The sequence below is a fragment of the Bradyrhizobium ferriligni genome (genome assembly GCF_056837965.1).
Map to the genome: position 1 here is coordinate 61630 of NZ_JBXEJO010000045.1, position 23716 is coordinate 85345.

Sequence of the window (23716 nt, forward strand, 5' to 3'; positions counted from 1 at the left end):
CAAGACGCGGAGCGCCGATCGGAAAACCCCGGATGTCGCGGAGCCTGTCATCGGGCGCGCGTTCGCGCGACCCGTTGGCTCATCCGGGCTACGCTTGCGATCTCGGCGATCCGCCCTCGCGTAAGACTCACGAGGGCGGTGTTCGCAACTGCGATCTCGATCAAGATGCCTCGATCGGCTCGGACATCGTTGTCCGGTTCTTGACGCTGGGACGCTCCTGCATCGCCGTATACCATGCCAAAAGAGCCCCGCACTCCATCGGCACCGGCACCTTCACCAGCCCCGCGAATATCAAGCCGCCTATGACGGTGATATCGGCCATCGTGAATACGTCCCCGGCGACGAACGGCTGTCGTTTCAGAATGCCGTCAAAGTAGTGCATCCCCCTGAGGGCCTTGTCGCGCTGGCGGAATCCCCATTCGGGGTTCTGATAGATCTCGACATGAGGCCCAAGACCCGGCGTGGCGTGGTGGAAATACACACTGATGGCATCGAGCAGTTCCAGTTCGGCGCGCTTGCTCATCATGTGGATCACGCCCTTTTCGCGCGGCGTCCTGCCGGTCAGCGTCGGCGCGCCATCGAGCGCGTCAAGGTACTCGGTGATGGCCGTGCACTCGCCAATGAAGGTCCCGTCGTCGAGTTCGAGCACCGGCAGGGTGCCGGAGTAGTTCTTGGCGAGGAATTCGGGCTTCTTGTGCTCGCCCTTGTAGAGATCGACCAATACGAACTCCACTTGCGACCGCAGGTTCTTCTCGGCCAAAGCGATGCGAACGCGGGCCGGATATGGGCCAGTTGGCCAATCGTAAATCTTCATCATGACTCCTGTCTACCTGTCACTTGGTAGGCTCAAGCTAGCCTTCAAATCCGGCCGGTCAACGCCTATCTGTCACTTGGTAGATAACGAAGCAGTGAGGCGACGAAGTGAGTTCGAGCTCTCGGGAGGCCATCCTGGCGGCAGCAAAGCGGACCGCGCAGGCGCGCGGCTATGGCGGCTTGAATTTCCGCGATCTCGCGGACGAAGTCGGGATCAAGGCCGCCAGCATCTATCACCATTTCCCGAGCAAGGCCGATCTCGGCGTCGCCGTCGCGCGGCGCTACTGGGAGGACACTGCCGCCCAACTCGAGGCGATGCTGGCAGAAACGGCCGATCCTGTGCGCTGCCTGCGTCGATATCCCGACGTGTTTCGCAAAGCGCTCGAGAGCAACAACCGCATGTGCCTCTGCAGCTTCATGTCCGCGGAAGTCGACCACCTGCCGGACGCAGTGAAGAAGGAGGTCCAGACCTTTGCCGACGTCAACGTGGCGTGGCTGGGCAAGCTGTTGGTGGCGGCTAGCCTGGTCAGTTCGAGAAAGAGCGAACAGCGGGCCCGCGCCATCTTCGCCGCCGTCGCCGGCGCGCAGCTCATCGCCAGAAGCCGGTCGGATATTTCGCTCTACGACTCGACGATCGACAACTATCGCGCCGCGGGTCTTCTGCCGGCATAGGCCCGAACGTCAGATCGAGGATGAGGCAGTGAAGATTGTTCGCATCGTACGGGCGCCGTTCGAGCAGCGGGGGAACGCCCTGGCCGCGCCGGACAAACAGCGCGCAGTTCGGTTCAACGGTGTCAAACAGCGTCAGATATGACAACGCGTTCTCGCGACGATCATCGTCCGAGCCTTGCTATTGGTTTCACCCTCCTCTCACAGAGGGCGCAGGGAAGACCGGGTGCCGATCGCACCCATGGGCCCCGAGCAAATGGGTAGAGAGCTCGGGGGTAGGACCACAGGTGTAACCGGGAACATCCCGGCCTTCCCTGCGCGATGGTTGTGCGGCTTACTTCGTGCTCTCCCCGGCGAGACCAGACTTTTTTGTCACCGCCCCCGCACGCGCATCGCGCAATGCGAGAAGACACCTGCCACTAGGGCGTCAGGACCACACGACTTCACCGTCCACCTCATGCGCGTTCGTCAACTGCACACTCAGCGTCCACCGCATCCCACACCACGTTCGTGACGACCGCGATCTGCCCCTCGTGTCGGGTGAGACGCGCATATTGAACATCTGAGTTGGGTCAAACGCCAAGCGGAATATTTTCTTATCGCAGGATTGACAGGTTTTGGTGAGTTGCCCGTCGGGGTGATTTGTCGCAGATTGCGAGGCGAGATTTGATTTGCGGCGAGGCAGTTCTGTCGTGCGGCGCAGTCCGGCGGGAAGCGGCGCGCTAGTCCTTCCAATCCATCGCTTGGCGCCAACTTGGCTTGTCGTTTTCGCCAAGAAACTCCAGGGGAACTGGATTGCGGATAGCCCAGTCGAACCGCTCTTTCGCTTCGGCGAAATAGCTCATCTCCGCATCCTCCCAGATTGCGAAGACGGGATCGCACTCGTCTTCAGTCACGTTGTTGGCGCTGAGGACGAGCCAAGTGAGCCCGTTTTGCACGACAACTGACAATGTTTGATCGGGCATCCTGATGTCGAATGCCTTCGCGAATAGGTCGCGCCATCCTGCCGCGTCGAGCGCACGAAGGACGGCATACGCAGTCTTGGCTTGGCGCGAAGCTGTTGCGATGTCCCGATCTAGATCAACGCCAGGATAGTATGAGCCAGTCTCGCTGATGAAATCACCGCATCGAACTGCTCGCCAATCATAGGTGTGTGCATCATCAAAGCGATTAGGCGATGAAGCAACAGCAATCGGATCCTGCCTCAGCCCGACAAGCTGGGAAGCGGCTTCCCGCACCAACCCATCGAGACGCAGGAACGCCGGGTGATCTTTGACCTCCCACGGACCAAGTCGCAAAACCCCGTCTGGCAACACTGTTCCAAGCTTCATTGCTCGACCTCGAGTTGTTGCCGCGATCGCAATGTGTGAACGACGGCGACCATAGGCGGCACGGCGCGATACCAGCCGAAGATTATCCGCTCGGCGCTGAGCGCGGGATCGAAGACTTTTCCATCGACGTCAATCGGCGGTCCGATCAAGCGGCGAACGAGACCTGGACCGAACGAATTCCCGAGAACGCAGAGTGCGTCTGCTCCGAAATCGGAGGCGAAGGTCAACGGCATCAAAAGCAACGCACAGACCTGTCGAACAGGCGCGTCGTGGGAGATGCCGCTACGCGAAGTCTCGTCGGCGATGATGCGCTCGTTATCGATTGGAAGTGCCTCGGGATAAAATCGCGGCAAATGTGGTCGCCGGCAATATCTCAACCAATCGGAAAGCGTCCGGCTTTCGCCGAGGTCTTCAACAACATGCTGGCGCACGAGCTGGTCGACGTCGTCGCGATCTGGAAAGGCGGTCCTTGCAATCGCCGTACCGAAGTCGACACTGTGCAGGATCATGCGATGCCGCATGTCTGCACACGCGGCCTTCGTGCTGTCCAGAAACTCGTGAACAGCCAAATAGTCTTGCCATCGCCCTCCGAGCGCCCGAGCACTGCTGATAGCGTGTTGATAAGGTCTCATGGCAGAATATGCGGACCTCAGGTAGGGAACGTCGACTAGGTTCACTGCCGTTCGGCGGCCGACGACCCTACTCCCACTCAATCGTCCCCGGCGGCTTGCTCGTCACGTCGTACACCACCCGGTTCACGCCCTTCACCTCATTGATGATGCGCGTCGCGGTCTCCCCTAAGAACTTCATGTCGAACTGGTAGAAGTCCGCGGTCATGCCGTCGGTCGAGGTGACGGCGCGGAGGCCGACGACGTATTCGTAGGTGCGGCCGTCGCCCATCACGCCGACGGTCTTGACCGGCAGCAGCACCGCGAAGGCCTGCCAGATCGCATCATAGAGGCCGTGCCTGCGGATCTGGTCGATATAGACCGCGTCGGCGTTGCGCAGGATGTCGAGCTTCTCCCTGGTGATGTCGCCGGGGCAACGGATGGCGAGGCCGGGGCCCGGGAACGGGTGGCGGCCGACGAAAACTTCGGGCAGGCCGAGCTCGCGGCCGAGCACGCGCACCTCGTCCTTGAACAGCTCGCGCAGCGGCTCGACGAGCTTCATGTTCATCCGTGCCGGGAGGCCGCCGACGTTGTGGTGCGACTTGATCGTGACCGACGGTCCGCCGGTGAAGGAGACGCTCTCGATCACATCAGGGTAGAGCGTGCCCTGCGCCAGGAATGCGGCGCCGCCGATCTTCTTGGCCTCCGCCTCGAACACGTCGATGAACAAGCGCCCGATGGTCTTGCGCTTCACCTCGGGATCGGTGACACCCTCGAGCTCGCCCAGAAACTCCTTCGACGCGTCCACATGGACCAGCGGGATGTTGTAGTGGTTGCGGAACAGGTCGACGACGGTCTTGGCCTCGTCGAGCCGCAGCAGGCCGTGATCGACGAACACGCAGGTGAGCTGATCGCCGATCGCCTCATGGATCAAGACCGCCGCCACGGCGGAATCGACGCCGCCCGAGAGGCCGCAGATCACCTTGCCCTTGCCGACCTGCGCGCGGATCTTCTCGATCGCCTCCTCGCGGAACGCGCGCATGGTCCAGTCGCCGGTGAGCCCTGCGACCTTGCGCACGAAGTTGCGCAAGAGCTTGGCGCCGTCGGGCGTGTGCACCACCTCGGGATGGAACATCAGCCCGTAATATTTGCGCGTCTCGTCCTGGATGATCGCGAACGGCGCATTCGGCGAGGTGCCGGCGACCGAAAAGCCTGGCGGCATCTTGGTGATGCGGTCGCCATGGCTCATCCACACCTGGTGCTTTTCGCCGTGGCCCCAGATGCCGTCGAACAGCTGGCTGTCGGTCTTCACCTCGACATCGGCGCGGCCGAATTCGCGATGGTGCCCGCCCTCGACCTCGCCGCCGAGCTGGGCCGCCAAGGTCATCTGGCCGTAGCAGATACCGAGCACGGGAACGCCCGACTCGAAGATCAGCTGCGGCGCGCGCGGCGAGCCGGTCTCGTGCACCGATTCCGGACCGCCGGAGAGGATCACCGCCTTCGGCTTCATCTCCTTGAAGGCGGCCTCCGCCTTCTGGAACGGCACGATCTCGGAATAGACGCCCATCTCGCGGACGCGGCGGGCGATCAGTTGCGTCACCTGGCTGCCGAAATCGACAATCAGAATCTTGTCATGCGCCGAGGCCACGGAGGGCGTCGACGGCGCTTGAGCTGTGTCTTGGGCTGTGTGCTGGGCTGTCATGGCAAGCAGATACGCGACGGCGCCCGCCCCCGCAACCGCGCTCGAGGGGGCGCCCACATTCTTCTTTGGGCATGGACAAATCCATATAGGTCAGTATTATTGACCTAATTTGGCCATAAGCCACATGGAGGAAACCAATGCCGGATTTTCACGACCCATCGCGCTTCACCGCGCTCGGCCGCGACTGGATCGCCGCCTGGAACGCGCGCGATCTCGAGCGCGTGCTGGCGATGTACTCCGAGGATGCCGAGATGACCTCGGACCGGATCCCGGCGCTCGGCTTCGGCGCGTCGGGCACGGTGCGCGGCAAGGCGAGCTTGCGGGCCTATTGGAGCGTGGCGCTGGCGAAATTGCCCGAGCTGCATTTCGAGCTGATCGACCTCTATGTCTCGCCCGACAGCGTCGTCGTGTTCTACCAGAACGAACGCGGCAAGAAGATCTGCGAGTATTTGCGGCTGGATGCCGAGGGGAAGATCCGGCAGGGCTCGGCGAACCACCTGGTGGAGTGAGGTTGCCGCCGTCGTTGCGGTCATCCGTCACCCTGAGGAGGTCGCGAAGCGACCGTCTCGAAGGGCGACGGCCCGGCTCCATCCCCATCCTTCGAGGCTCGCCGAGCGCTGCTGGCGCACCGCTCTGCGCGCACCTCAGGATGACGCCGTTGTATAGGATGCAGAAGCGGAAGACGCGACATCAGGATCCAGCCCATGAAAATCCCACACCTGCCCTTCACCGTCACGGACTGGAACAAGCTCGAGCCTTCAGTGCATCCCGGCGAAACCGGGCAAGCGCTGTGGCGCACGCTCAACATCGGCGAGCTGCGGGTGCGGATGGTCGAGTATTCGCCTGGTTATCTCGCCGATCACTGGTGCGATCGCGGCCATGTGCTCTACGTCGTCACGGGCGAGCTGGACACCGAGCTGCGCGACGGCCGCAGATTCACGCTGAAGCCGGGCATGAGCTACCAGGTCTCCGATTTCGGCGATGCCGCGCACCGTTCGTCGACGAAGACGGGTGCGACGCTGTTTATTGTGGATTGATGCACTACCTCTACTCTGTCCCGTCACCCCCGCGCAAAGGCTTGCAGCGTGATCTCTCCCCCTCGTCGTCCCGGCGAAAGCCGGGACCCATAACCACAGGGTTGAGTTGTTAGAACGCTGTGGCTCCAGCGTCGTGCTATAACGACCTTCGGTGGTTATGGGTCCCGGCTTTCGCCGGGACGACATCGTGGATGTTGCGTCGTCGAGAGACGTTGCTTACACACTCACCTCCTCCGCGCCGCGACCTTCCTCACCTTGGTATCCGCCCAGCCCAGCGGCTTGCCGCTCTTCGACGGCAGCACGAGCTGCCCGACCGCCTGCCCGGCCTGGTCCAGCAGCACCGAATGCGGCTCGCCGCGCGCGTAGAGATGCGCCTCGCCCCATTGCCTGAGACCAACCACGATCGGGAACAAGTCGTGGCCTCGCTTGGTCAGCACATATTCCTGATAGGCGCTGCCGTCGGAGGCCGCGACCTGCTCGAGTACGCCTGTTGCAACCAGCGTGCGCAGCCGCGTCGTCAGCATGCCCTTGGCGATGCCGAGATTCTTCTGGAAGTCGCCGAACCGGCGCAGGCCGTCGAACGCGTCGCGCACGATCAACAGCGACCACCAGTCGCCGATTGCATCCAGCGCGCGCGCCACCGGGCATTCCGCTTTCGCAAATGCGGTCCGTTTCATCGCGCTCCGCCTCCCTCGATCACGAACTGGTCTTAAAATAGGACTAGACAGCGCTCGGCGCAACTGGTCTCATGATGAGACCCGATTGCGAATTGCAGCGGAGGCAAGATGACGAACCAGACCATGGCTGAGGCCCGGCCGGCCGAGGACCATCACAAGACAAACGACAAGCCCCGCGACACCACGGCTCGCGCTCTGTCGCCCGCCGTCGTGCTGCTGTTCGCCGTCGCCTGCGGGCTGAGCGTCGCCAGCATCTATTTCGCGCAGCCGCTGCTCGACACCATGGCGCAGGATCTCTCCATCACGCCGGCGGTGATCGGCGGCGTCGTGACGCTGACCCAGATCGGCTATGCCTTCGGCCTGATGCTGATCGTGCCGCTCGGCGACCTCTGGGACCGCCGCAGGCTGATCGTCGGCCAGACCGTGCTGTCGGCGATCGCGCTCACCATCGTCGGCACCGCGCCGAACGCCGCGGTGCTGCTTGTCGGCATGGTGCTGGTCGGGCTGCTCGCCGTCGTGATCCAGGTGCTGGTCGCCTACGCCGCGACGCTGGCCGCGCCAGCCGACCGCGGCCGCACCATCGGCACCGTCACCAGCGGCGTGGTGTCGGGCATCCTGCTGGCACGTTTTGCCGCCGGCGCGCTGGCCGATCTCGGCGGCTGGCGCGTGGTCTACCTCACCTCGGCCGCGCTGACGCTGGTGCTGGCCGCGCTATTGGCACGCGCGCTGCCGCGGCATGCACCGCAGCCGATGGCCGGATCGTCCTACGCAAGGCTGCTGCGCTCGACGGTCGCGCTGTTCGTCGAGGAGCAGGTCTTGCGCGAACGCGCGGTGTTCGCGCTTTTGATCTTCGCAAGCTTCAGCGTGTTCTGGAGCTCGGTCGTGCTGCCGCTCGCGGCACCCCCGCTGTCATTGTCGCACACCACGATCGGGATGCTCGGGATCGCCGGCCTCGCCGGCGCGCTGGCGGCGCGCAATTCCGGCCAGCTCGCCGACCGCGGCTGGGGGCAGCGCACCACCGGCTTGTCGTTGCTCTTGATGCTCGCCGGCTGGGTGCCGATCGCCTGCCTCAACACCTCGCTATGGCTGGTCGTGGCCGGCGTGTTGATGATCGACTTCGCGGTGCAGGCGATCCATGTCACCAACCAGAGCCTGATCGTCGCCGCGCGGCCCGACGCGGCGAGCCGGCTGGTCGGTGGCTACATGGTGTTCTATTCGATCGGAACAGGTTTTGGCGCGATCTCTTCGACGATGGCCTATGCGGCCGCCGGCTGGCCCGGCGTCTGCGTGCTGGGTGCCGCGATCAGCGCCTGCGCGCTGCTGTACTGGGTGATCGTGGTGAGCAGGACGCCGGCGGCGCAGAGCGTTTGCACCGTCCCGTCACCCTGAGGAGCGCGCGCTTGCGCGCGTCTCGAAGGGCGACGGCCCCGCTCCATTCCCATCCTTCGAGGCTCGCCGGGCGTTGCTGGTCCATCGCTCGGCGCGCACCTCCGGCGACAACGGCGAAGCCGTTGCGCCGGCGACGACGGCAAGCCGTTGCGCCGGCGACGACGGCAAGCCGTTGCGCCGGCGACAACGCCAGGGCGTTGCGCCGGGATCACGCCTGGCGCTTGAGGATGCTGACGAAGAACCCGTCGGTGCCGGTGCGGCGCGGCGTCATCAGCAGGCCCTCCGCCGATTGCAGCGCGGCCTCGGCAAAAGCTTCGGCCTTGTCCCACAGCACCGCTGCGGTCTGCTCCGGCGGCTGCACGGAGAACTCCGGATGCCGCGCGATGAAGGCCCTGACCTGCTCGCCGTTCTCCTCCGACAGCACCGAGCAGGTGATGTAGGCGATCCGGCCGCCGCCCTTCACCAGCGGCGCCGCGCGCTCCAGCACCTCGGCCTGATCCTTCAGCCGCACCTCGAGCGCGCCGGGGCGCATGCGCCATTTGGCGTCGGGATTGCGGCGCCAGGTGCCGGTGCCGGTGCACGGCGCGTCGATCAGCACGAGGTCGGCGGAGGCCTTGATGTCGGACAGCACCTCCTCCTCGCCGCGCGGCGTGCGCACATCGCAATTGTGCACGCCGGCGCGCGACAGCCGCTCATGGATCGGCGCGAGCTGCCGCTTGTCGCTGTCGGTCGCGATCAGCCGGCCCTTGCCTTGCATCATCGCCGCCACCGCCAGCGTCTTGCCGCCGGCGCCGGCGCAGAGGTCGATCACCTGCTCGCCCGGCTTGGCCGCCGCGAACAGCGCGGCGAGCTGCGAGCCCTCGTCCTGGACCTCGATGGCGCCCTTGATGAAATCCTCCTCGGCATGGATGCCGGGATTGCGCGCGTCGGCGCCGAGCTCGATGCGCAGGCCGAGCGGCGACCACGGCGTTTCCCTGGCGCCGAGATGCGACAGCCGCGGCAGCGCCTTCTCGCGCTTGCCGCGCAGCGTGTTGACGCGCAGATCGAGCGGCGCGCGGCTCGCCATCGCGGTCGCTTCCGCCGCGCGGTCGTCGCCGAACACCTTTGCCAGATGCGGGTCGAGCCAGTCCGGATAGTCGCCCGCGACATGCGCCGGCGCACCCTCGAGCGAGCGCGAGGCCAGCGCGGCCTCCTCGGTCGCGGTCAGCGGATCCGGCGCGAACCGGCCGCCGTCGCACAGCGCCTGGATCGTGGCGATGTCCATGCCGCGTTCGAGCTTGAGCATGCCGAGCAGGCGCGACCGGGCGCTGGCGTCATCCATCAAATAGGCCGCGGAGGATTGCCGGCGCAGCACGTCCCAGATCAGGCCGGAGATCGCGGCGCGATCGCCGGAGCCGGCATAACGGTGCGCGGTGCCCCATTCCTTCAGCGCTTTCGCCGCGGGAATGCGCTGTGCGTCGATGGTGGCGATCAGCTCGATCGCGGCGGAAAGCCGGGCAGCGGGGGTCATTGATCTCTTTCGGTTGGGCGCATCAGATCAGCAGCAGCAGTCTGAGCGCGAAATACAGCCACATGGCCGCCAGCACCAGCGCGCCGGCGAACCAGGCGAGCGAACGCGGCCGCACATCGTTGGAGGTGACGAACACGCTGGCATGGGCAAACCGCGTCACCACGAACACCCAGGACATCAGCACGATGAACAGATCGGCACGGCGCAGCGGCAGCGCAATAGCGATCAGGGCATAGAACAGGATCGGCAGCTCGAACTGGTTGGCGAAGCAGTTGCCGAACTTGGTGGCCTGGGCCGGCCAGTTCGGCTCACGCAGCGCGATGTCGGCGATCTTGGTCTCGCCGCTCGTCAGCGCCCTTGTACGCGTCGTCGCCATGGCAAACAACAGTGCGAAAGCGAGCCCGATCTGGATGAAGACCGGCAACAGAACCATTTGAACCGACATCAAAAATCTCCCTCAGCCGCGGGCGCCCGGCCGCCCTCTTAGCCGCCACTTGCCCCCAAGACAATGAAGCGTGCGCGGTAACCCGTTGAAACATCACCCGAGCCCGGATGACCAACTCCCAGGACCAGTGGCGGTTTCAGCCCCTCATGTGTGACGCGATCTGCATCATCACCCCGATCCCCTACAGCGCGGCCCGGGCAGCGGCGTGCCCGGCATGGTGACGGCAGGACTCGCCGGCGTCGGTGCGGCAACTGGCGATCCAGCGACCGCCAAGGCGCAAAACCAAACAACACATCAAACAGGGCTTCAAACGAGGCATCGAACAAGACGGCAAAATCGTCATCGTTCCGACTTCGCGCCGACCTATGCTCCGGCCCAAAGGAGCGATGCATGCCCCAATTTCGCCTGACACAAATCTCCGACACCCATCTCGCGCGCCGCTTCAAGCCGCTCATCGACAACTTTCATCGCGTCAGCGAGCACATCGACGCTGCGCGTCCCGATCTCGTGCTCAACTCCGGCGACGTCTCGTTCGACGGACCGACCAGCCGCGACGACCTCGCGTTCGCCAAGGAGCTGCACAACGCGCTGCCGGTCGATTGCCTCTATCTGCCGGGCAATCATGACATCGGCGACAATCCGACCGAGGTCGGCGCCCCACCGACGCAACTGCCGACCGAGGAGACGCGCGGCGCCTTCACCTCGGTGCTCGGCGAGGACCGCTGGCATTTCGACGCCGCCGGCTGGTGCTTCATCGGGCTGAATTCGCTGATCATGAACACCGGCCTCGACAGCGAGGCCGAGCAGTTCGACTGGCTCGCAGGCGCGCTCGACAAGGCCGTGGGCAGGCCGGTCGCGCTGTTCCTGCACAAGCCGCTCTATCTCGACCTGCCCTACGATGCCGAGCGCGCCGAGACCGCGATCCGCTTCGTCCCGCAACCGGCGCGCCGCCGCCTGATCGAGATGTTCGGCAAGGTCGATTGGCGTCTGGTCGGCAGCGGCCATGTGCACCAGCGTCGCGACTACACGTTCGAGCATGTCAGACACATCTGGGCGCCCTCGGCCGGCTTCATCATCTCCAACGCGCGGCAGGAGGTGATCGGCATCAAGGAAGTTGGTCTCGTCGAGTACCGTTTCCAGCTCGACAGTTTCGAGGTCCGCCACGTCAGGGCGAAGGGCCAGGTCGATGTCGACCTGGAGATGCTGCTCGGCAAGGAGCCGGCGGCCTGAGCCGCGTCAGCTCCGCGCCGCGTCGTGCAGGTCCTGCTTGATCACGGTGAGCAGCGCCTGCAGCGAGTCCTTGTCGGGCGGTGGTGCCGCCGGCGCGGGCCGTACGCGAGGTACGTGCGGCATGATGCGGACCGGTGTCGTGTCCGGCTGCTCCTCGACGAATCTTCCATGTAAGACATCGTCGCGGCGGCCCATGACGAACATCGTCGCCCAATAGCCGACGGCGAGGAGAATGACCCCGAAAACAATAGCTTCAAAAATCATCGCTACACCTGAAATATAGCCATATTGAATCAACTGCTGCGGGTCTCCGTCAAGCAAATGGGGGCCAAAAGGCCCCCAAATCCCCGCCATTGTGGCGCTTTTGATACTTTGTTGCGCGGAATGGGAGCTTCCGGGGCCTGTAACTCAGGCCTTGTCCGGCCCGACCCGGACCAGCTGCTTGCCGAAATTGGCGCCCTTGAGCAGGCCCATGAAGGCCTCCGGCGCGCTGTCCAGGCCCTCTGTCACGAACTCCTTGTACTTGACCTTGCCCTCGCGAACCCACTGCGACATGTCGCGGAGGAAGTCGCCGTGCATGGCGGCAAAGTCGCTGACGATGAAGCCGCGGAAGGTCAGCCGCTTGGTCAGGATGTTGCGCATCATCGCGCCGGCCCATTTCGGGGCGTGCGCTTCGGTGTCGTTGTAATGCGCGATCAGGCCGCAGACCGGGATGCGCGCGAACGCGTTGAGCAGCGGAAACACCGCGTCGAACACCGCGCCGCCGACATTCTCGAAATAGACGTCGATGCCTTTCGGGCAGGCTTCCTTCAGCTTCGCCGCGAGATTGGGATCGCGGTGATCGAGGCACTCGTCGAAGCCGAGCTCGTTCTTGACGTAGGCGCACTTGTCCTTGCCGCCGGCAATGCCGATCGCCCGCGCGCCCTTGATCTTGGCGATCTGGCCGACCGCCGAGCCGACCGCGCCGGACGCCGCCGCGACCACCACCGTCTCGCCCGCCTGCGGCTTGCCGATTTCGAGCAGTCCCGTATAGGCGGTCATGCCGGGCATGCCGAGCACACCCACTGCTGTCGAGATCGGCGCGATCTTCGGATCGATCTTGGCGAGGCCCTTGCCGTCGGACAGCACATGCGTCTGCCAGCCCGCGCGCGACAGCACGATATCGCCCTTGGCAAAGCCGGGATTGTTGGAGGCGATCACCTCGCTCACCGTGCCGCCCTCCATCACGCCGCCGACCGGTACCGGTGCGGCATAGGACGGACCGTCCGCCATGCGGCCGCGCATATAGGGATCGAGCGACAGCCAGATGGTGCGCAGCAGCACCTCGCCCGCCCCCGGTGTCGGCGGCGTGTAGTCCTCGAGCCTGAAATTGGCGGACGTGGGCTCGCCGTGCGGGCGCGAAGCCAGGACGATGCGCTTTCCTTGGGACATGTTGATTTCCTCTTGAGGTGATTGGTTCGTGGCGGACACGTAGTCATGCAATCCAGCTCCCTGCAAGGGAGATGGATTTGCTCTTTCGCGCAGCACTGTTTGAAATGTTGTTTGAAATGACGGCTGTCATGCCAGGCACATTAGCGCCAACGCGATACTGTCATGTCGGGGCGGTTCGCAGGGCCCCCTGGTGGCGGCAGTTTGTCACGGCGCGCCACCGGCAAACGAAGCGGCCATAGTCAAGTCGCCTGATCCGACCTCGCCATCCGGCACGGCGGAGCCAAAGCGGTCAGGCGGCCCTCCATGGGTCGCAACGAGGGCGGCCGCGCAGCAAATCGGCAATCGGTTTCCGGTCGCTCTCGAAACCTGGGCGGCGCAGGACTTCGGTCCGCTCCGTGCGACCGTCCGATCCATGTGAGGCCTTCCGAAGCATTGGAGTTACCTCTTGAGAGCCGATCAGCGTCTTCGCGCCGCAATGTCCGTCTGGTGGCGGCCGGATTCACCTTCGGCGAATTGGCAGCCGGTAGACCTATCTCTGCCGCGCGCGCCCGCGGCAAAAACGCGATCCATCAATCTGGCCCTTGTCGGACTTGCGATTCGCTGTAATCTCGGACCATGCGGCACTCGCATGTCTGCTACCCAAAAATGGAGCAGGCATCACCATAACAGGAGCGAACCAACGCTTCGGTTTTTGGATCGAGACCGACATGGCCGGCGGCGGATCGTATGACACGTTTCCCAAATTGCTGCTGCGAAACACGGCACAATTTGGCACGCGGCCAGCGTTCCGGCACAAGGATCTCGGCATCTGGCAGAGCTGGACCTGGGCTGAGGTTGCCGAGATCGTACGTAGCTACGCTGCCGGCTTGCATCGGCTTGGCTTGCGGCCGGGCGAGACAATCGCGGTCGTCGGCTCCAACCGACCCAAGCTTTACTGGACCATGATGGCGGCGCAGACGCTCCGCGCAATCCCCGTTCCAGTCTACTCCGATGCCGTGGCTGATGAGCTTGCTTTTGTTCTCGCTCACGCCGAGGCGACGCTGGTCGCAGCGCAGGACCAGGAGCAGGTCGACAAGGTCCTGTCGGTGTCCGACCGACTGCCGCAACTCAACAGGATTATCTACGACGAACCGCGCGGAATCGACGGCTACGACCACGGTCGACTGATCGCAATCGGCGATATCATCAATGACGGCCGCGCCGCGCTTGCAGCCGACCCAGCGCTTGGCGAACGGATCGATGAATCCATTCGGGACGGCAACGGTTCGGACATCGCGGTCATCCTCTACACCTCGGGAACGACCGGCGCGCCCAAGGGCGTCATGCTGTCGGCGCGAGGCTGCATCGATGCGGCAACCGACACCACGCGGTTCGACAAGTTGACCGACAAGGACGTGGTGCTGGCCTATCTGCCGCTGGCCTGGGCGGGCGATCATTACGTCAGCTATGCGCAAGGCGTAGTGGCCGGATTCTGCATGGCGTGCCCGGAGAGCAGCAACACAATCGAGCAGGATCGGCATGAGATAGGACCAACCTTCTACCTGGCCCCGCCACGCGGTTTCGAGGCCATGCTGACGCGGCTGATGGTCCGGATGGAGGACGCAGCGCCGATCAAGCGGCGCTTGTTCAGCTACTTTCTGGACGTCGCACGGCGGTATGGCGAGCAAGTCTTGACGAAACGTCCGGTGCCGCTGTCAGGCCGATTGCTCTATGCGCTCGGGCGCTGGCTGGTCTACGAGCCTCTCAAGAACGTTCTTGGCCTGTCTCAGGTGCGCGTCGCATACACCGGAGGTGAAGCTATCGGTCCGGATCTGTTCGCGTTCTACCGCGCGATCGGACTGAACCTGAAACAGCTCTACGGCCAGACCGAAGCGTTCCTCTATGTAACGTGTCAGCCCGATGGCGAGATCTATTCGGATACGGTTGGACCGCCGGCGCCCAACGTCGACATCCGCATCGCGGAATCGGGCGAAGTGCAGTTTCGCTCGCCCGGCATGTTCCTCGGATATTTCAAGGATCAGGCAAAGACCGCGGAAGCGATGACGTCCGATGGATATGTCAGGACCGGCGATGCCGGCTTTTTCGACGAGAAGACCGGACATCTGAAGATCATCGATCGTGCGAAGGACGTCGGTCGATTGGCTGACGGCACGATGTTTGCTCCCAAGTACCTTGAGAACAAGCTGAAGTTCTATCCCAATATCAAGGAAGCGATCACGTTCGGTGACTCGAGAGAGTTCGTATGCGCCATGCTCAACATCGACCCGGTCGCGGTCGCGAATTGGGCGGAACGCAACAACGTCGCCTACGGGTCCTATCAGGAGCTTGCCGGGCATCCGCTGGTCTACGACATGGTCGCCAAAGACGTTGCCGCGGTGAACCGTTCCCTGGCCGGGGAAACGGTGCTCGCGGGCGCCCAGATTCGCCGCTTCCTCATTCTGCACAAGGAGCTCGACGCGGATGACGGCGAGCTGACCCGCACGCAGAAAGTGCGCCGCCGCTTCATTGCCGAACGCTATGCGTCGTTGGTCACGGCACTCTACAACGGAGCGCATGACGCCGACATTTCCACGGAAGTGACGTTTGAGGATGGCCGGAAGGGCACGATCGCGGCACGAGTCGAGATTCGCGACATGCAAATCATCGGTCCGGCAGAATCGCTGGGAAGAGCAGCATGAGAGCGCCAAACGCCAACGAAATCCTGTTGCAGGTCGAGGGCGTGGCACTGGCCTTCGGCGGCGTCAAGGCGCTGCGGGACGTCTCGTTCAACGTCAGAAAAGGCGAAATTCGCGCCATCATCGGCCCAAACGGCGCCGGCAAAACCTCAATGCTGAACGTCGTCAACGGTTTCTATCATCCCAACCATGGCGCCATCACCTTCAAGGGAAGCACCCGGTCCAAAATGCAGCCCTTCGAGGCGGCGCGCGGCGGCATTGCCCGCACCTTTCAGAATGTCGCCTTGTTCAAGGGCATGAGCGCGCTCGACAACATCATGGCAGGCCGCACCTTGAAGGTGCGCCGGGGGCTGTTGTGGCAGCTGCTGCGCTATGGCCCTGCCCTCACAGAGGAGATCGAGCATCGGCGCAAGGTCGAGGAGATCATCGACTTCCTGGAGATCGAGACAATCCGCAAGGTACCGGTTGGGCGTCTGCCATACGGCTTGCAGAAGCGTGTCGAACTCGGTCGCGCCCTGGCGATGGAGCCCGACCTTCTGCTCCTCGACGAGCCGATGGCAGGCATGAACCTCGAGGAGAAGGAGGACATGTCGCGGTTCATCATCGATGTGAACAACCATTACGGCACGACCATTGCCCTGATCGAGCACGACATGGCCGTGGTCATGGATCTGTCGGACCGCGTAGCGGTGCTTGATCACGGCGTGAAGATCGCCGACGGCACGCCCGATGAAGTGAAGAGAAGTCAAGCCGTGATCGACGCATATCTTGGCGTCGCACATTAAGGTGCGTCCATGATCGCACTGGGTCAGTTTCTCGAGGTCCTTATCGGCGGATTGATGTCCGGCGTGCTTTATTCGCTGGTCGCGCTCGGCTTCGTGCTGATCTTCAAGGCATCCGGCGTATTCAACTATGCGCAGGGAGCAATGGTGTTGCTCGCGGGACTGGCGCTGGTTCGCGCCCTCGACCTCCTGGTCGCCAACGGCCTTCCGCTTTGGGTCGCGGTCATCCTCGCTATCGGCTTTGCCGCCGTGATCATGGCGGCAACCGCCTGGCTGATCGAGCGGTTCGTGATCGGACCTCTGGTCAATCAGGACGGCTTGACGCTGTTCATGTCGACGATCGGCGTCACATTCGTCATCGAGGGCGCCGCGGAGATGATCTTCGGATCGGATGTCTACCCGTTGCGGCTGTTCCCGACCGACGCCTGGTTCTTGTTTGAAGGCCTGTTCCCGGGCGGGATTCTGGTCAACAAGCTGGATGTCTGGGGCGCATTGATCGCGGGCATCCTGGTCGCCGGCCTCGCGGTCTTTTTTCAGCGCACCAAGACCGGTCGCGCGCTCAGAGCCGTGGCCGATGACCATTTGGCCGCGCACTCGATCGGGATTCCAATCAGCTGGATCTGGTTCGTGGTCTGGCTCGTTGCCGGCCTCGTTGCGCTCGTCGCGGCGACCGTGTGGGGGACCAAGCTTGGCGTGCAGTTCTCCATCACGTTTCTCGCGCTGAAGGCTTTGCCGGTCCTGATCATCGGCGGCCTCACCTCGATTCCCGGAGCGATCGTCGGCGGGCTCATTGTCGGGGCGGGTGAGAAGCTCGCAGAGGTATACCTCGGGCCATCGATCGGCGGCGGCATCGAATATTGGTTTGCCTACGTGTTGGCGTTGGCGGTGCTGCTCTTGCGGCCGCAGGGCCTGTTCGGCGAGCGGATCATCGAACGCGTCTGAGGCAAGGAGGTCGTTGTGCTCTATCGCGAAGCCGGCCAGTTCAAGGCGACCTATGCGGAGGATATGGCGATCTTCCCGATCCGGCAGGATCGTATCGCCCTCGCTGTCTTGCTCGGCATTGCTTTCATTGGCGTGCCGCTGCTGGCCACCTTCCGGATCTGGCCGTTCGGCACCGACTATCTGTTGTGGGCCATCCTGCTGCCCTTCCTCATCCTGGCGCTCGCCGCCATCGGGACAAACATTCTCGTCGGCTATTGCGGCCAGATCTCGCTCGGCAGCGGCGCGTTCATGGCCATCGGCGCCTATTCCGCCTACAAGCTGGCAACCGGCGTTCATATCCCGCTTGCCTGGCTTGGCTTCGCGATCGCGATCCCACCGTTGCCCGTGCTGGCATCCATTCTGCTTGGCGGGCTCATGGCGGCGGGTGCCGGAATCCTGTTCGGCATTCCCAGTCTGCGGATCAAGGGTCTCTACCTGGCGGTCGCAACGCTCGCCGCGCAGTTCTTCTTCGATTGGGCGTTCCTGCGGATCCCGTGGTTCACCAACTACGCCCCGTCGGGATCAGTGAATGCGCCGGAACTGGATTTCTTCGGTATGGTCGTTCGCTCGCCGGTCGAGCGTTACCTGCTGTGCCTGCTCTTCGTGACCGTGATGGCGGTGTTGGCGAAAAATCTCGTGCGCGGCAATCTCGGCAGGCAGTGGATGGCGATCCGCGACATGGATATCGCCGCCGAGCTGATCGGCATCAGGCCGCTTTATGCAAAACTGACGGCTTTCGCAGTCTCTTCGTTCATCATCGGGGTGGCGGGTGCGCTCTGGGCGTTCGTCTACCTCGGTTCATGGGAGCCGCTTGCGTTCTCGATCGACCGCTCGCTTGAGCTTCTGTTCATGGTCATCATCGGCGGGCTCGGCTCGATCATGGGTTCGTTCATCGGAGCAGCTTTCATCCTCATCGTGCCGATCATGCTGAATGTGCTTCCGACCAAGCTCGGGCTGCCACTGTCGACGCAAACGATCACCCACCTCCAGTTCATCATCTTCGGATCCTTGATCTGTTATCTGCTCATCAAGGAACCCCATGGCTTCGCCCGGCTGATATCGATCGGCAAGGAGAAGCTCAGACTTTGGCCGTTTCCCTATTGAGGAAGCGATCGCGCCTTGATCGCAATGCGGATGGCGGCCGCCGACAACGGAGAGGAAGGAAGTACCGCGGACGGGAAACAGCGCTTTATGAAGGAGGACATCAATATGGCAAGTATTGCACGCAGGTTACTGATACTCGCGACCGTCTTGGCCGGCGCGGCGCTTAGCGCACCGGCCGCAGCGCAAAACGAACAGTTCATCCCAATTCTGTCTTACCGGACCGGACCGTACGCTGTGAACGGCGCGCCCTACGCAAACGGCGTAGTAGACTACTACAACCTGATCAATGAGCGTGACGGCGGCATCAACGGCGTCAGGATCATGATCGAGGAATGCGAGACGGGTTACGCGACCGACAAGGGAGTGGAGTGTTACGAGCGTCTCAAGAGCAAGGGACCAACCGGAGCGGCCTTCATCAATCCGCTGTCGACCGGGATCACCTTCGCACTCACCGAAAAGACCGCGGCCGACAAGATCCCGATCATTACGATGGGGTATGGCCGTGCCGATTCCAAGAACGGCGCGGTGTTCGCATACAATTTTCCATTGCTCGGCACTTATTGGTCCGCGGCCGATATCGCCATCCAGCACGTCGCCAAGGAACTCGGCGGCTTCGACAAGCTGAAGGGCAAGAAGATTTCGCTGCTGTACCATGACAGCCCCTATGGCAAAGAACCAATTCCGATGCTGCAGGTGCTGGCGCAGAAGTACGGCTTTGAGTTCACGCCGATTCCCGTCACGCATCCCGGCGTCGAGCAGAAGTCGCAATGGCTGGCGATCCGCCAGCATCGGCCCGACTATGTCCTGGTCTGGGGCTGGGGCGTCATGAACAGCACGGCAATCAAGGAGGCGGCCGCCGTCGCCTATCCGCGCGACAAGATGATCGGTGTTTGGTGGTCAGGCGCGGAGCCGGATGTGACGCCGGCGGGCGATCAGGCCAGCGGCTACAAATCGTTGATGCTTCAGCATGGCGCAGGAAAATTCCCCGCGCACGCCGACATAGAGAAGTACGTCTACGCCAAGGGAAAGGGTGCGACAGAACCTGGCAAGATCGGCGAAGTCCTCTACAACCGCGGCATCACGAATGCCATGCTCGGCGTAGAGGCGATCCGCAAGGCGCAAGAAAAATTCGGCAAGCAACCGCTGACGGGCGAGCAGGTCCGTTGGGGGCTTGAGAACCTGATCCTCACCGATGCACGAATCAAGGAGCTCGGCTTTGAGGGAATGTTGAAGCCGGTCAGCATTTCCTGCTCCGACCACGAAGGCGCGCGCTACGGGCGCGTCCAGCAATGGGATGGCAAGGGTTGGAAAGTAATCTCCGACTGGTACACGGCTGACGAATCGCTCATCGAACCGCTCGTCGCCGATGTGTCCGCGAAGTATGCCGCGGAGAAGAAGATCAAGCCGCGCGACTGCGCGAAAGAAACCTGACCCCGTGCGAGTGATCCGGGAGGCAGGATTGCCTGCTCCCGGATCGCAGCCCCTGCTCGGTTTGGAGATCTGCGCATGTCAATCGCCAAGGTCGTCACCGCTGCGACGGAAGCGGCAGCGCTGATTTTATCGGTCAACAATATCGAGGTTGTCTACGATCACGTCATTCTCGTGTTGAAGGGCGTCTCGCTGGAGGTCCCGCGAGGCGGCATTGTTGCGCTTCTCGGCGCCAACGGCGCCGGCAAGACGACGACGCTGAAGGCGGTCTCCAATCTGCTGCACGCAGAGCGCGGCGAGGTCACCAAGGGCTCGATCCTGTTCAACGGCGTCGAGGTGAAGTCCCTGTCGCCAAACGAGCTGGTGCGACGCGGCTGCATCCAGGTGATGGAGGGTCGGCGTGCCTTCCCTCATCTGACGGTCGAGGAGAACATCCTGACCGGCGCCTTTACGCGGACGGACGGCAAGCTCGCGATCGCCCAGGACCTTGAGCGTGTCTACGCTTATTTCCCCCGCCTCAAAGAGCGACGCAATTCCACCGCCGGCTATACGTCGGGCGGCGAACAGCAGATGTGCGTGATTGGCCGCGCGCTGATGTCGCGCCCGAAGTTGATCCTGCTCGACGAACCATCGATGGGCCTTGCGCCGCAGATCGTCGAAGAGATCTTCGAGATCGTGAAGGATCTCCACGCCAGGGAAGGCGTATCGTTCCTTCTCGCCGAGCAGAACACCAATATGGCGCTCAGATATGCGAGCCACGGCTACATCCTCGAGAACGGCCGCGTGGTGATGGACGGCGAAGCGCACGCCCTTGCCGCAAACGAGGACGTCAAGGAGTTCTATCTTGGCGTCGCCGGAGAGAAGCGAAAATCATACCGCGATGTGAAGCACTACAAGCGACGCAAGCGCTGGCTCGCCTAGAGCATTTTCGGTTCTGATTGAATCAGAACCGAAGCTCTAGATTCTTGTTTTGACGCGTTTTCTTCACGCGAACCGGTGTCCACTTCGCTCGAAAACGCTCTAGCAGATAATGGCATCCCGCAATCCCGGGACTCCGGGCTCGGTCCTTCGGACCGCCCCGGAGTGACGGTGCTTGGGCTTACACCCCGCCCGGATAGTTCGGGGCTTCGCGGGTGATGGTGACGTCGTGGACGTGGCTCTCGCGCAGGCCGGCGCCGGTGATGCGGACGAATTCGGCCTTGTCGTGGAAATCCTTGATATCCTTGGCGCCGACATAGCCCATCGCGGCGCGCAGGCCGCCGGCGAGCTGGTGCATCACGTTGCCGACCGGCCCCTTGTACGGCACCTGGCCCTCGATGCCTTCGGGGACGAGCTTCAGCGTGTCCTTGATGTCCTGCTGGAAGTAGCGGTCGGCCGAGCCGCGCGCCATCGCGCCGACCGAGCCCATGCCGCGATAGGCCTTGTAGGAGCGGCCCTGCCACAGGAAGACTTCGCCCGGCGTCTCGTCGGTGCCGGCGAGCAGCGAGCCGACCATGGCGATGTCGGCACCGGCGGCGAGCGCCTTGGCGAGGTCGCCGGAATATTTGATGCCGCCGTCGGCGATCACGGGCACGTCGGCCTTCTTCGCCGCGGCCACCGCGTCCATGATCGCGGTGAGCTGCGGCACGCCGACGCCGGCGACGATGCGCGTGGTGCAGATCGAGCCCGGGCCGATGCCGACCTTGATGCAGTCGGCGCCGGCATCGATCAGCGCCTGCGCGCCGCCCTCGGTCGCGACGTTGCCGGCCACCACCTGCACGGCGTTGGAGAGCCGCTTGATGCGGTTGACGGCGTTGAGCACGTGGCGCGAGTGCCCGTGCGCGGTGTCGACCACGACGACGTCGACGCCGGCATCGATCAGCCGCTCGGTGCGTTCATAACCGGTCTCGCCGACCGTGGTGGCGGCGGCGACGCGCAGGCGGCCGTGCTCGTCCTTGCAGGCGAGCGGATGGGCAACCGCCTTCTCGATGTCCTTCACGGTGATCAGGCCGACGCAGCGATACTGGTCGTCGACGACGAGCAGCTTCTCGATGCGATGCTTGTGCAGCATCCGCTTCGCCTCGTCCTGGCCGACGCCCTCGCGCACCGTGACGAGGTTCTCGTGCGTCATCAGCTCCGAGACCTTCTGCCGGGGATCGCTGGCGAAGCGCACGTCGCGGTTGGTCAGGATGCCGACCAGCTTGCCCGGCACGTTCTTGGCGGCGCCGGTGACGACCGGAATGCCCGAGATGCCGTTCTCCTTCATCAAGGTCAGCGCGTCGGCCAGCGTGGCGTCGGGGCCGATGGTCAGCGGATTGACCACCATGCCGGACTCGAACTTCTTGACCTGCCGCACCTGCGCGGCCTGGCCTTCCGGATCGAAATTGCGGTGGATGACGCCGAGACCGCCGGCCTGCGCCATCGCGATCGCCATCCGCGCCTCGGTGACGGTGTCCATCGCGGACGCCATGATCGGGATGTTGAGCGAGATTGCGCGGGTGACGCGCGAGCGAATATCGACTTCCGAGGGAAGCACGTCGGACAAACCGGGCTTCAGCAGCACATCGTCGAACGTGAAGGCTTCGCGGATAGCCGGAAATCCCGTGGCCATTGCCAACTCCTTTATCTGCGGCCCAGCCGCGATGGTCTTACGGATGAACGCCGCCTGCGGCGACGCTCGCTGCGTCACCGTCGAATCGGCGCCCATCGGTGGGGTTGACGCTGGTCGATAGCATGGCGGGATGACGAATCAAAGTGTTTGCCAGCCATGCACAGGCCTTTTTAGGGGCCGGTTCAGGGCGCCCGGTAACCCGGCGGCGGGCCATGGCGGCGGATCGCCTCGACCATTTCGCGATGGCGCCGGTCCTCGCGCTTCATGTGGAGCGCGATCACGGCATGGGCCGACGGCACCAGCAGCAACACGTGGAAAAACAGCCCGAAAACCGCGCAAAACACGATCAGGACCAGATTGAAGATGGCCGAAAACGGCTGTCCGTTCAGGAGCAGTCCGATCGGCGGCAAGAGAGCGGCAAGGACGTAAATCACAGCGAACCTTTGGACACGGGCGGATGCATACCAGCGTCACGCAGGATTTAGGGCGTTTGGCCGGTTCCGCAATAGCGTGGCCGAGGGCAGGATGATATGGCCCGCTCGCCCGCCTTTTCAGCACAGCTGTCCCATTTTGATGAACAAGCAACGCCTGATCCCGCTCATCGTGGCCACCGCCCTGTTCATGGAGAACATGGACTCCACGGTGATCGCGACCTCGCTGCCCGCGATCGCCGCCGATATCGGCACCAGCCCGCTGACGCTGAAACTGGCGATCACCTCCTACCTGCTGTCGCTCGCGGTGTTCATCCCGGCGAGCGGCTGGACCGCGGACCGCTTCGGCGCCCGCATCGTGTTTGCCGGCGCCGTCGGCGTGTTCATGCTGGGCTCGATCGGCTGTGCACTGTCGTCCTCGGTGACCGATTTCGTGTTCGCCCGCATCCTGCAGGGCCTCGGCGGGGCGATGATGACCCCGGTCGGGCGGCTGGTGCTACTGCGCTCGGTCGACAAGAGTGCGCTGGTCAACGCGATGGCCTGGGTGACGGTCCCGGCGCTGATCGGCCCGGTGATCGGGCCGCCGCTCGGCGGCTTCATCACCACCTATTTCTCCTGGCACTGGATCTTCCTGATCAACATCCCGATCGGGCTGCTCGGTATCTTCCTGGCGTTGAAATACATCGACCCGATCAAGAGCGAGGATCCCGAGCGTTTCGATCTCGTGGGACTTGTGCTGGCCGGAATCGGCCTTGCCGGCATCGCCTTCGGGCTGTCGGTGGCCGGGCTCAATTTGCTGCCGTGGCCGATCGTCGCCGCGCTGGTCGGGGTCGGCACGGTATCGATGACGCTTTACGTCATCCACTGTCTCTTATACACCTCT

At 63.4% G+C, this 23716-nt stretch carries 23 protein-coding genes; 12 read left to right on the forward strand and 11 right to left on the reverse strand.

Annotated elements, in window-relative coordinates; translation table 11 throughout:
• Positions 1-160: 160 nt before the first annotated feature.
• Positions 161-814, reverse strand: coding sequence for a glutathione S-transferase (locus AC1VNY_RS25695; RefSeq protein WP_482407275.1), 654 nt, complete (start codon positions 812-814; stop codon positions 161-163).
• Between the two features lie 107 nt (positions 815-921).
• Here AC1VNY_RS25695 and AC1VNY_RS25700 point away from each other — a divergent pair, with 107 nt between their 5' ends.
• Positions 922-1485, forward strand: a complete 564-nt coding sequence (locus AC1VNY_RS25700) for a TetR/AcrR family transcriptional regulator (RefSeq protein WP_482407276.1) — start codon at positions 922-924, stop codon at positions 1483-1485.
• A gap of 719 nt (positions 1486-2204) precedes the next feature.
• On the opposite strand, the gene AC1VNY_RS25705 is transcribed toward AC1VNY_RS25700, so the two are convergent.
• The 3 genes from AC1VNY_RS25705 to guaA all read right to left on the reverse strand — a co-directional run bounded on the left by AC1VNY_RS25705 (position 2205) and on the right by guaA (position 5123).
• On the reverse strand, positions 2205-2813 hold the full coding sequence (locus tag AC1VNY_RS25705; protein WP_482407277.1) for a hypothetical protein: 609 nt from the start codon (positions 2811-2813) through the stop codon (positions 2205-2207).
• Positions 2810-3445: a DUF6915 family protein gene (locus AC1VNY_RS25710; protein WP_461191125.1), complete on the reverse strand. Its 636-nt coding sequence runs from the start codon at positions 3443-3445 to the stop codon at positions 2810-2812. Before AC1VNY_RS25710 ends, AC1VNY_RS25705 begins: the two co-directional genes overlap by 4 nt.
• 67 nt (positions 3446-3512) lie before the next feature.
• Positions 3513-5123, reverse strand: a complete 1611-nt coding sequence (gene guaA / locus AC1VNY_RS25715; protein ID WP_482407278.1) for a glutamine-hydrolyzing GMP synthase — start codon at positions 5121-5123, stop codon at positions 3513-3515.
• Between the two features lie 137 nt (positions 5124-5260).
• Between guaA and AC1VNY_RS25720 the strand changes: the two genes are divergently transcribed.
• Both AC1VNY_RS25720 and AC1VNY_RS25725 read left to right on the forward strand, forming a co-directional pair.
• Complete coding sequence (locus tag AC1VNY_RS25720; protein WP_482407279.1) at positions 5261-5632, forward strand: nuclear transport factor 2 family protein; 372 nt, start codon at positions 5261-5263, stop codon at positions 5630-5632.
• Between the two features lie 195 nt (positions 5633-5827).
• Positions 5828-6160: a DHCW motif cupin fold protein gene (locus tag AC1VNY_RS25725; RefSeq protein ID WP_482407280.1), complete on the forward strand. Its 333-nt coding sequence runs from the start codon at positions 5828-5830 to the stop codon at positions 6158-6160.
• Positions 6161-6384: 224 nt separating this feature from the next.
• Here the strand turns inward: AC1VNY_RS25725 and AC1VNY_RS25730 are convergent, their stop codons facing one another.
• Complete coding sequence (locus AC1VNY_RS25730) at positions 6385-6837, reverse strand: winged helix-turn-helix transcriptional regulator (RefSeq protein WP_482407281.1); 453 nt, start codon at positions 6835-6837, stop codon at positions 6385-6387.
• A 108-nt stretch (positions 6838-6945) separates the two neighbouring features.
• Between AC1VNY_RS25730 and AC1VNY_RS25735 the strand changes: the two genes are divergently transcribed.
• Positions 6946-8226, forward strand: coding sequence for an MFS transporter (locus tag AC1VNY_RS25735; RefSeq protein WP_482407282.1), 1281 nt, complete (start codon positions 6946-6948; stop codon positions 8224-8226).
• A 208-nt stretch (positions 8227-8434) separates the two neighbouring features.
• On the opposite strand, the gene AC1VNY_RS25740 is transcribed toward AC1VNY_RS25735, so the two are convergent.
• Both AC1VNY_RS25740 and AC1VNY_RS25745 read right to left on the reverse strand, forming a co-directional pair.
• The gene (locus AC1VNY_RS25740) at positions 8435-9736 is read right to left on the reverse strand and encodes an RsmB/NOP family class I SAM-dependent RNA methyltransferase (protein ID WP_482407283.1); all 1302 of its coding nucleotides are present in this window, start codon (positions 9734-9736) and stop codon (positions 8435-8437) included.
• 22 nt (positions 9737-9758) lie between these two features.
• The gene (locus tag AC1VNY_RS25745) at positions 9759-10181 is read right to left on the reverse strand and encodes an MAPEG family protein (protein WP_482407284.1); all 423 of its coding nucleotides are present in this window, start codon (positions 10179-10181) and stop codon (positions 9759-9761) included.
• A 390-nt stretch (positions 10182-10571) separates the two neighbouring features.
• On the opposite strand from AC1VNY_RS25745, the gene AC1VNY_RS25750 reads away from it, so the two are divergent.
• Positions 10572-11411 (forward strand): metallophosphoesterase family protein, encoded by an 840-nt coding sequence (locus AC1VNY_RS25750; protein WP_482407285.1) that lies wholly within the window; start codon positions 10572-10574, stop codon positions 11409-11411.
• Between the two features lie 6 nt (positions 11412-11417).
• Here the strand turns inward: AC1VNY_RS25750 and AC1VNY_RS25755 are convergent, their stop codons facing one another.
• Complete coding sequence (locus AC1VNY_RS25755; RefSeq protein ID WP_482407286.1) at positions 11418-11765, reverse strand: hypothetical protein; 348 nt, start codon at positions 11763-11765, stop codon at positions 11418-11420.
• 54 nt (positions 11766-11819) lie between these two features.
• Positions 11820-12842, reverse strand: a complete 1023-nt coding sequence (locus AC1VNY_RS25760; protein ID WP_028344684.1) for an NADP-dependent oxidoreductase — start codon at positions 12840-12842, stop codon at positions 11820-11822.
• Positions 12843-13549: 707 nt separating this feature from the next.
• Here AC1VNY_RS25760 and AC1VNY_RS25765 point away from each other — a divergent pair.
• The 6 genes from AC1VNY_RS25765 (at position 13550) to AC1VNY_RS25790 (ending at position 20733) form a co-directional block, all read left to right on the forward strand.
• Positions 13550-15520, forward strand: coding sequence for an AMP-binding protein (locus tag AC1VNY_RS25765; protein WP_482407287.1), 1971 nt, complete (start codon positions 13550-13552; stop codon positions 15518-15520).
• Positions 15517-16302, forward strand: coding sequence for an ABC transporter ATP-binding protein (locus tag AC1VNY_RS25770; RefSeq protein WP_411782169.1), 786 nt, complete (start codon positions 15517-15519; stop codon positions 16300-16302). Before AC1VNY_RS25765 ends, AC1VNY_RS25770 begins: the two co-directional genes overlap by 4 nt.
• 9 nt (positions 16303-16311) lie before the next feature.
• Positions 16312-17241 carry a branched-chain amino acid ABC transporter permease gene (locus tag AC1VNY_RS25775; RefSeq protein ID WP_080583624.1) on the forward strand — a complete coding sequence of 310 codons (930 nt, stop codon included), beginning with the start codon at positions 16312-16314 and terminating at the stop codon, positions 17239-17241.
• 15 nt (positions 17242-17256) lie between these two features.
• Positions 17257-18384 carry a branched-chain amino acid ABC transporter permease gene (locus AC1VNY_RS25780; protein WP_482407288.1) on the forward strand — a complete coding sequence of 376 codons (1128 nt, stop codon included), beginning with the start codon at positions 17257-17259 and terminating at the stop codon, positions 18382-18384.
• 105 nt (positions 18385-18489) lie between these two features.
• Positions 18490-19815: an ABC transporter substrate-binding protein gene (locus AC1VNY_RS25785; protein WP_482407296.1), complete on the forward strand. Its 1326-nt coding sequence runs from the start codon at positions 18490-18492 to the stop codon at positions 19813-19815.
• Between the two features lie 75 nt (positions 19816-19890).
• A complete protein-coding gene (locus AC1VNY_RS25790) occupies positions 19891-20733 on the forward strand; it encodes an ABC transporter ATP-binding protein (protein ID WP_482407289.1) in 843 nt (280 codons plus the stop codon).
• A gap of 178 nt (positions 20734-20911) precedes the next feature.
• On the opposite strand, the gene guaB is transcribed toward AC1VNY_RS25790, so the two are convergent.
• Both guaB and AC1VNY_RS25800 read right to left on the reverse strand, forming a co-directional pair.
• Positions 20912-22402: an IMP dehydrogenase gene (gene guaB / locus AC1VNY_RS25795; protein ID WP_028344677.1), complete on the reverse strand. Its 1491-nt coding sequence runs from the start codon at positions 22400-22402 to the stop codon at positions 20912-20914.
• A 182-nt stretch (positions 22403-22584) separates the two neighbouring features.
• On the reverse strand, positions 22585-22836 hold the full coding sequence (locus AC1VNY_RS25800; protein WP_482407290.1) for a hypothetical protein: 252 nt from the start codon (positions 22834-22836) through the stop codon (positions 22585-22587).
• A gap of 139 nt (positions 22837-22975) precedes the next feature.
• Here AC1VNY_RS25800 and AC1VNY_RS25805 point away from each other — a divergent pair.
• Positions 22976-23716 (forward strand): MFS transporter (locus tag AC1VNY_RS25805; RefSeq protein WP_482407291.1); only part of this gene is annotated, 741 nt, incomplete at its 3' end.

What these genes read in the sequence shown, in the direction of transcription:
- AC1VNY_RS25790 (WP_482407289.1), top strand. Translation starts at nt 19,891, where the DNA reads ATGTCAATCGCCAAGGTCGTCACCGCTGCGACGGAAGCGGCAGCGCTG.
- AC1VNY_RS25740 (WP_482407283.1), bottom strand. Translation starts at nt 9,736, where the DNA reads ATGACCCCCGCTGCCCGGCTTTCCGCCGCGATCGAGCTGATCGCCACC.
- AC1VNY_RS25710 (WP_461191125.1), bottom strand. Translation starts at nt 3,445, where the DNA reads ATGAGACCTTATCAACACGCTATCAGCAGTGCTCGGGCGCTCGGAGGG.
- AC1VNY_RS25755 (WP_482407286.1), bottom strand. Translation starts at nt 11,765, where the DNA reads ATGGCGGGGATTTGGGGGCCTTTTGGCCCCCATTTGCTTGACGGAGAC.
- guaA (WP_482407278.1), bottom strand. Translation starts at nt 5,123, where the DNA reads ATGACAGCCCAGCACACAGCCCAAGACACAGCTCAAGCGCCGTCGACG.
- AC1VNY_RS25720 (WP_482407279.1), top strand. Translation starts at nt 5,261, where the DNA reads ATGCCGGATTTTCACGACCCATCGCGCTTCACCGCGCTCGGCCGCGAC.
- AC1VNY_RS25750 (WP_482407285.1), top strand. Translation starts at nt 10,572, where the DNA reads ATGCCCCAATTTCGCCTGACACAAATCTCCGACACCCATCTCGCGCGC.
- AC1VNY_RS25760 (WP_028344684.1), bottom strand. Translation starts at nt 12,842, where the DNA reads ATGTCCCAAGGAAAGCGCATCGTCCTGGCTTCGCGCCCGCACGGCGAG.
- AC1VNY_RS25725 (WP_482407280.1), top strand. Translation starts at nt 5,828, where the DNA reads ATGAAAATCCCACACCTGCCCTTCACCGTCACGGACTGGAACAAGCTC.
- guaB (WP_028344677.1), bottom strand. Translation starts at nt 22,402, where the DNA reads ATGGCCACGGGATTTCCGGCTATCCGCGAAGCCTTCACGTTCGACGAT.
- AC1VNY_RS25730 (WP_482407281.1), bottom strand. Translation starts at nt 6,837, where the DNA reads ATGAAACGGACCGCATTTGCGAAAGCGGAATGCCCGGTGGCGCGCGCG.
- AC1VNY_RS25745 (WP_482407284.1), bottom strand. Translation starts at nt 10,181, where the DNA reads ATGTCGGTTCAAATGGTTCTGTTGCCGGTCTTCATCCAGATCGGGCTC.
- AC1VNY_RS25705 (WP_482407277.1), bottom strand. Translation starts at nt 2,813, where the DNA reads ATGAAGCTTGGAACAGTGTTGCCAGACGGGGTTTTGCGACTTGGTCCG.
- AC1VNY_RS25695 (WP_482407275.1), bottom strand. Translation starts at nt 814, where the DNA reads ATGAAGATTTACGATTGGCCAACTGGCCCATATCCGGCCCGCGTTCGC.
- AC1VNY_RS25775 (WP_080583624.1), top strand. Translation starts at nt 16,312, where the DNA reads ATGATCGCACTGGGTCAGTTTCTCGAGGTCCTTATCGGCGGATTGATG.
- AC1VNY_RS25735 (WP_482407282.1), top strand. Translation starts at nt 6,946, where the DNA reads ATGACGAACCAGACCATGGCTGAGGCCCGGCCGGCCGAGGACCATCAC.
- AC1VNY_RS25770 (WP_411782169.1), top strand. Translation starts at nt 15,517, where the DNA reads ATGAGAGCGCCAAACGCCAACGAAATCCTGTTGCAGGTCGAGGGCGTG.
- AC1VNY_RS25765 (WP_482407287.1), top strand. Translation starts at nt 13,550, where the DNA reads ATGGCCGGCGGCGGATCGTATGACACGTTTCCCAAATTGCTGCTGCGA.
- AC1VNY_RS25785 (WP_482407296.1), top strand. Translation starts at nt 18,490, where the DNA reads ATGGCAAGTATTGCACGCAGGTTACTGATACTCGCGACCGTCTTGGCC.